Source organism: Marinimicrobium sp. UBA4209 (assembly GCF_002381585.1).
GTDB lineage: Bacteria > Pseudomonadota > Gammaproteobacteria > Pseudomonadales > Cellvibrionaceae > Marinimicrobium > Marinimicrobium koreense.
The window spans coordinates 26,750-33,814 of sequence record NZ_DFTP01000076.1; the positions used below are offsets into that span (position 1 = coordinate 26,750).

General features: G+C 58.9%; 7 protein-coding genes. All 7 read left to right on the forward strand.

Annotated features, from left to right (window positions below; genetic code table 11):
• On the forward strand, positions 1-832 hold an 832-nt coding region (locus B3187_RS11315), incomplete at its 5' end, for a chemotaxis protein CheV (RefSeq protein ID WP_286806510.1).
• 49 nt (positions 833-881) lie between these two features.
• The gene (locus tag B3187_RS11320; RefSeq protein WP_286806512.1) at positions 882-1,739 is read left to right on the forward strand and encodes a CheR family methyltransferase; all 858 of its coding nucleotides are present in this window, start codon (positions 882-884) and stop codon (positions 1,737-1,739) included.
• A gap of 37 nt (positions 1,740-1,776) precedes the next feature.
• Positions 1,777-2,088, forward strand: coding sequence for a YqfO family protein (locus tag B3187_RS11325; RefSeq protein ID WP_024460447.1), 312 nt, complete (start codon positions 1,777-1,779; stop codon positions 2,086-2,088).
• 108 nt (positions 2,089-2,196) lie between these two features.
• A complete protein-coding gene (locus B3187_RS11330) occupies positions 2,197-3,003 on the forward strand; it encodes a dienelactone hydrolase family protein (protein WP_286806514.1) in 807 nt (268 codons plus the stop codon).
• A 179-nt stretch (positions 3,004-3,182) separates the two neighbouring features.
• Positions 3,183-4,811, forward strand: a complete 1,629-nt coding sequence (locus B3187_RS11335; RefSeq protein WP_286806515.1) for an AMP-binding protein — start codon at positions 3,183-3,185, stop codon at positions 4,809-4,811.
• A gap of 19 nt (positions 4,812-4,830) precedes the next feature.
• A complete protein-coding gene (locus B3187_RS11340; protein ID WP_024460444.1) occupies positions 4,831-5,976 on the forward strand; it encodes a patatin-like phospholipase family protein in 1,146 nt (381 codons plus the stop codon).
• A 74-nt stretch (positions 5,977-6,050) separates the two neighbouring features.
• On the forward strand, positions 6,051-7,065 hold a 1,015-nt coding region (locus tag B3187_RS11345), incomplete at its 3' end, for an alpha/beta fold hydrolase (protein ID WP_286806516.1).

Here is a 7,065-nt window from a genome sequence, read left to right on the forward strand (position 1 = left end):
TGAGGTGTTACCCTGCCCGCCGCTGAATGCCATTCCCGGGCGGAACCCGGTGGTACGTGGGGTCGCTCATATCCGCGGCGGTACCCTGTCGATCATGGATATGAATCAGGCCATGGGCAAAGTGCCACTGGAAGACATACGGTCGAGTTTTGTCATCATTACCGAATATAACCGCACGGCCCAGGGGTTCCTGGTGCGTGGGGTAGACCGGATCGTCAATATGAACTGGAGCGATATCCATCCGCCACCGCGGGGAGCCGGCAAAGCCCATTACCTGACGGCGGTTACCGAGGTCGATGGCGAGCTGGTGGAGATCGTGGATGTCGAAAAAATTCTGGCGGAAGCGGCTCCGGTCAATGAGCAGATCAGTGAAGGTGTCATTGAAGACGGCATCAGCGAGCGGGTAGTCCAGAAGCATGTCCTGATCGTGGATGACTCGGTCATTGCCCGCAAGCAGGTGCAGCGGGTGATGCAGTCCATCGGGATTCAGACAACCCTGAAAAAAGACGGGCGCGAAGCGCTGGACTATCTGCTGGATATGGTCGCTCAAGGTAAGAACCCGGATGAGGCGCTGGTGATGATCATCTCGGATATCGAAATGCCGGAGATGGACGGCTATACCTTCACCGCCGAGGTGCGCAATCACCCGGATTTGAAGGGGCTGCACATTTTGCTGCACACTTCGCTCAGTGGTGTTTTTAATCAGGCAATGGTCAAGAAAGTGGGGGCGGACGCCTTTCTGGCCAAGTTCAGTCCGGATGAGCTGGCGCGTCAGGTCAATGACCGGGTCAGAGCCATGACGGGCGAAGATCTGCTCGAACAGAGCGAATGAGGGGTGGCTCAGGCTACCGTGGGAGCATACTTTTGAGCGGTAAGTATTGATGAGTAATGCGGCGGGAAAACGCGATAATTTTGATCAGGCGGAATTTGATCACTTTCGTCAGTTTCTGCAGGATGCCTGCGGCATTGCGCTGGGGGACAATAAACAGTACCTGGTGTCCAATCGCATCCGGCGCCTGCTGGAAGAGTATCAATTGTCCTCGTTCAGTGACTTGGTCCGGGCGCTCAAGCAGAATACGAACCGTCGCCTGAAAGAGCGGGTCATTGATGTCATGACCACCAACGAAACGTTCTGGTTTCGTGACATCTACCCCTTCGAGTATCTGCGTAACACCCTGCTGCCGTCCTGGATGCAGACCGAACACCGCATGGCCGGGCCGATCCGCATCTGGTCTGCCGCCTGTTCCTCGGGCCAGGAACCCTACTCAATCAGCATGATGGTGGAGGAATTCCGGCGTCAGCGGATGGGCGCTCTGGCCCGGCCGGTACAAGTGGTTGCAACTGATCTGTCATCCATTGTGCTGGATCAGGCCAAGCGGGGCGAATACGATCGCCTGTCGGTGGTGCGCGGACTGTCGACGGAGCGGCTGGAGCGTTATTTTGACAACCCGCGGGAGAACGTCTGGCGGGTGAAGCCGCTGGTGCGGGATCGAATAGAGTTCAAGGCCTGGAACCTGTTGGATTCCTACGCGGGCTTGGGCAAATTTGATATCGTCTTTTGCCGCAACGTTCTGATCTATTTTAACGCTGACCTCAAGCGTCGGATTCTGGAAAAAATCCACGGCTCGCTCAAGCCGGGCGGTATTCTTTTTCTGGGTTCCTCCGAAGGCTTGGCGGGAGCGTCCCATCTGTTCGAAATGGTCCGGTGTGACCCCGGTATTCTCTATCGCGCCAAATAGCGAATGACCCGAGAAAGGATGAGAGAGGAGAAACGCCGTGTACAAACTGGCTTTTTTCGTTCCCGAAAGCCATCTTGAAACCGTCAAAGCCGCCGTCTTTGCCACCGGGGCCGGGCGTATCGGTGATTACGACAGCTGTTGCTGGCAGAGTCTGGGGCAGGGACAGTTTCGACCTCTGGCGGGCAGTCAACCGTTTCTCGGGCGTCAGGGCGAGGTCGAGCGCGTATCCGAGTATCGCGTCGAGCTGGTGTGCGCCGACGATCTGATCCGCCCTGCCATTTCGGCCCTGAAGGCGGCCCATCCCTACGAAGAACCGGCGTACGATGTCTGGCAGCTGGCCGAACTGTGAGTCCCGGGTTTTCCGGTTTCAGCAAGGATCCAAAGTGATACAAGGCGGTGGTTGCGGCGTATAGCTCTACCCAATGTTTATCCCCCAAAGGAAAAAGGAGTACTCGTCATGAACAACCTGTTCCCCCGTTTGATTCGATGGACGCTTGCCGGCAGCCTGCTTTCGGTCTGCCTGAGCGCCCAGGCCGAGCTGCAGACCCGTGAAATTGATTATCAGGTCGATGGTGAGACATTCACCGGCTACCTGGCGTATGACGATGCGCATAGCGGAACCCGACCGGGTGTATTGATCGTGCATGAATGGTGGGGGCACGGCGAGTATGTCCGTCAGCGCGCCGAGATGCTGGCCAAACTCGGTTATGCCGCCTTCGCGCTGGATATGTATGGCTCGGATAAATACGCGGAACATCCCAGCCAGGCGAATGAGTTCATGCAGGCCGTGATGAGCGATAAAGAGGCGGCCAAAGCGCGCTTCACCGAGGCGCTCTCGGTGTTGCGTGAGCAGTCCATGGTGGCGCCGGATGATATCGCCGCGCTGGGCTATTGTTTTGGCGGCGCCGTGGTGTTGAACATGGCCCGCGCCGGCGTGGATCTGGACGGGGTGGTGAGTTATCACGGCATGTTGGCCGCAGAGTCACCGGCGCAGCCGGGAGATGTGAAGGCCGCCGTCAGGGTGTTCAACGGCGAGGCGGACCCGATGGTGCCCGCCCAACAGGTAGCGGACTTTGAGGAGGAAATGCGTCAGGCCGACGTGGACTACGAACTGGTGAACTACGCCGGTGCCCAACATGGTTTTACCAACCCGGAGGCGACCGAGTTGGGGCGTCAATTCGAGCTCCCGCTGAGCTATGACGCCAGTGCCGATGCGGATTCTTGGCACAAGACGCAACAATTCCTTGAGGACCTGTTCCGCTAGCGGGTTGCCGGTGTTCTGCCACTTCGGCAAGCAATGTCGGGGTGGCGGAGCAAAAGTGCGGGACATCGGTTGCAAGTCCCTGGCCGGGCACCGATAATCACTGTAGATAACACTAAATCAAGCCCGGCACCGCGGTTCACAGGAAGACGGAGCGGGCCCTGAAATGGAGTACAGTGATTATGACCTTAGATTATGACCGTACCGTCGTGTCGGTTCTGGATGAGGCTCTGCGGCAGTACGAACGCAGCGATTCGTTCACCTGTCTCGGCCATACGCTGACTTACGGCGATCTGGACCGTCTCTCCGGCCAATTTGCGGCCTATCTACAGCAGCACACGGACCTGCAGCCGGGCGACCGCATTGCCATCCAGCTTCCCAACATTCTCCAGTACCCGGTGGCACTCTTGGGCGCGCTACGCGCGGGGCTGGTGGTGGTCAACACCAACCCACTGTACACCGCCCGGGAAGTCAAACATCAGTTGCAGGACTCCGGCGCACGGGCGCTGGTGGTGCTGGCCAACATCGCGGACAAAGCCGCCTCGATTGTGGCTGACACCGAGGTCGAGCAGGTGATCGTGACTGAGCTGGCGGACCTCCATCCACCCGTGAAACGGGTGCTGCTCAACACCGTGATCAAGTACATCAAACGCATGGTGCCGAGCTTTCACTTCCCCCGTCAGGTTGAGTTCCGCCAGGCGCTCGGGCTTGCTCAGGGTGCCTATCGCAAAGTCGAGCAGTCTCCGGACGATGTCGCCGTGCTCCAGTACACCGGCGGCACAACCGGCGTTGCCAAAGGCGCCATGCTGACGCACCGCAACCTGGTTGCTAATATGCTTCAGGTGAACAAGCACATGGAAGGGGAGTTCCGGGTCAATCAGGAATACTATATTGCCCCGTTGCCGCTCTACCATATCTATGCGTTTACGCTGCATATCACCTCGGCGCTGTCCCTGGGCAATCACAACCTGCTCATTCCCAACCCCCGGGATATCAAAGGTTTTGTCAAAACCCTCAAAGGCAAACCGTTTACCTGCTTTGTCGGGTTGAACACCCTGTTCAATGCCCTGTGCCGGGATCCGGATTTCGTCAAGCTGGACTTCAGCCATTTGCGGCTGACTGCTTCAGGTGGCATGGCGCTGACGGCCGCTGCCGCACGGCGCTGGAAAGAAGTCACCGGTGTCGGCATTTTTGAAGGCTACGGCCTGACCGAAACCTCTCCGGTGGTTTCCATCAATCCGCCGGGTGCGATCCAGCAGGGCACTGTGGGGCTGCCCATGCCGGACACGGAGTGCAAGGTCATAGACGAAGAAGGACAGTCGCTGCCCAACGGTGAGCCCGGTGAGCTGTGTGTGCATGGCCCCCAGGTCATGAAGGGCTATTGGAATCGACCCGATGAAAGCCGGCAGGTACTCGATGAGGACGGCTGGTTCAAAACCGGCGATATGGCGGTCATTCAGGAGGATGGCTACATCCGGATTGTCGATCGCAAGAAGGATATGATCAATGTGTCCGGGTTCAAGGTCTTCCCGAATGAAGTGGAGGATGTGCTCTGCACCCACCCGGACATTGTCGAGGCGGCGGTCGTGGGTGTGCCCGACGAGGAAAGTGGTGAGCTGGTCAAAGCCTATATCGTCGCCAACCGGGACATGACCGTGAAAGAAGTCCGGGAATTTGCCAAGAAAAATCTGACCCCTTACAAAGTGCCGCACGATGTCGAGTTCCGGGACGAGTTGCCCAAATCCAACGTGGGCAAAGTGCTGCGGCGTGAGTTGCGGGACGAGGAACCAGCGAAAACCGGCCGTGCGTGACATCAGCTAGAGAGTGTTCATGAAAAGAGCCCTGATTCTCTCTGGAGGTGGCGCGCGTGCCGCTTACCAGGTGGGTGTTTTACAGGCGCTGGCCAATATTCTGCCGGCGGACACCGTCAATCCGTTTCCGATCATTTGCGGCACTTCCGCCGGGGCGATCAATGCGCTGGCGCTGGCGTGCCACCCGGGCAATTTTCGCGAATCAGTCCAGTCGCTGGCGGGCATCTGGCAGCGGTTGACCCCCGGCCAGGTCTATCGCCACGGCTGGAGTGATCTGGCCCGCGGGCTGGGTCTGCTCGGTTTTTCCCTGTTCAACGAAGGGGTGGGGCGAACGCGGCCTCTGTCGATGCTGGATAACGGTCCCTTGTGGCATCTGTTGGGTACGTCGGTACGTTTTGAAAATCTCGATGCCGCCATTGCCAGCGGCAAGCTGCATGCAGTAGCGGTCAATGCCATGGGTTACAGCTCGGGGCAGTCGGTCAGTTTCTTTCAGGGGGCGCCCGAGCTGGAGGGCTGGAATCGCCATCGTAGAGTCGGTATGCCGACCCGACTGAAACTGGAGCACTTGTTGGCCTCGTCGGCCATTCCGACCATTTTCCCGGCGGTTCGCATCAATCGGGAATATTTCGGTGACGGTGCGCTTCGCCAGTTGGCACCCATCAGTCCGGCGCTACACCTCGGGGCGGAATCCCTGTTTATTGTCGGGGTCAGTGGCAATCGTGAAGCCCGCAAGCCGGTGCATCGGCGTACCGTGCGGCACTCGCCGTCCATGGCCCAGATTGTCGGGCAGCTTTTCAACAGCGCTTTCATCGATGCACTGGAAGGAGACCTGGAGCACCTGGAGCGCATCAATGAACTGGTTGGAATGATTCCCGAAGACAAGCTCGCCGCCGCCGATTTACCGCTGCGCGCGGTGGATAACCGGATCATTTCCCCCTCCCGGGAGCTGGACAATATTGCCGGGCGCAAGGTGCGGAACCTGCCCAAGAGCCTGCGTTTTTTCCTGCGTGCCATCGGTGCGACCGCCAAGGGAGGCGGTGCGACAGCGGCCAGTTATCTGTTGTTTCACCAGTCTTTCATCGGCGAATTGATGGAACTCGGTTACCAGGACACCATGTGGGAAGCTGATCGACTCAAGCCGTTTTTTGGAGTCACAAGCGGGTAACCCGGGAGGCTCCGTTGATGTTCATGCAACAGCGAAAATTCGGGTACCGTTGGTTCGCACTACTGTTGCCTGTTTTGGTATCAGTAACAGGCTTTGCCTTGGCGGCGGACGATAAACCTCAAGCGGGTAAGGTCGGTGCACTGACCCCCTCGGGGACAGAACTGGAGTTTTCCGACTGTGCCCTCACGGCCAACGAACGACTTCGCCATGTGCAGTGCGCCCGTTTGAGCGTTCCGGAGAATTATGAGCAGCAGGGGCCGGACGATGTCTGGATTGATCTGCTGATCGTGCGTCTTCCGGCCACTGCCGCTCAGGTCCAGGATGATCCGGTTCTGGCGATTGCCGGCGGCCCCGGTCAGGCGGCCAGTCGCAGTTTTCTTCGTCTGGATCGGGCCTTTGCCCAATTGGCCCGGCGGCGGGATATCTATCTGGTGGATCAGCGCGGCACGGGTCAATCGAACCCGCAGCCATGTGCGGTAGAGGAAGCCCACCTGCCATTAGCTGAGCCGGACCCCACGCAACTGGCATCTCTGGCGCGGGCCTGTTTGCAGGATTTCAACGGCGACCCGCGTTACTATACAACCGAGGTGGCAGTACGGGATCTGGAGCAGGTGCGTCAGGCACTCGGGGTGTCTCGCTGGAACCTGTACGGCGTCTCCTATGGCACCCGGGTAGCGCAAACCTACATGCGCCGCTATCCGGATGCTGTCCGGACGGCCGTTCTGGACGGTGTGCTGCCCGCCGATGTCAGTCTCGGACCACAAATAGCCATTCACAGCCAGGCCGCCCTGGATGCGCTGATTCGTCAATGCGACCAGGCATCGCCCTGTCGGGAGCGGTTTCCCAAACTGGAACGGGACATCACGGAACTGCTGGATCGACTTGAGGCGGAGCCGGTCGAGGTTCGCTATGAATCCCTTCGCGATGGAAGCTGGCAAACGTTGAGATTCACCCGCGCCCACCTGGTCAACGTGATTCGCATGGCGCTGTATAACAGCGATGTGCTCTCGGTGTTGCCGCCGATGATTGACTCGGCGGCTCGGGACAACAATCTGGTCGCTCTGGCGCGGCTCGCGCAGCGGCTCGATG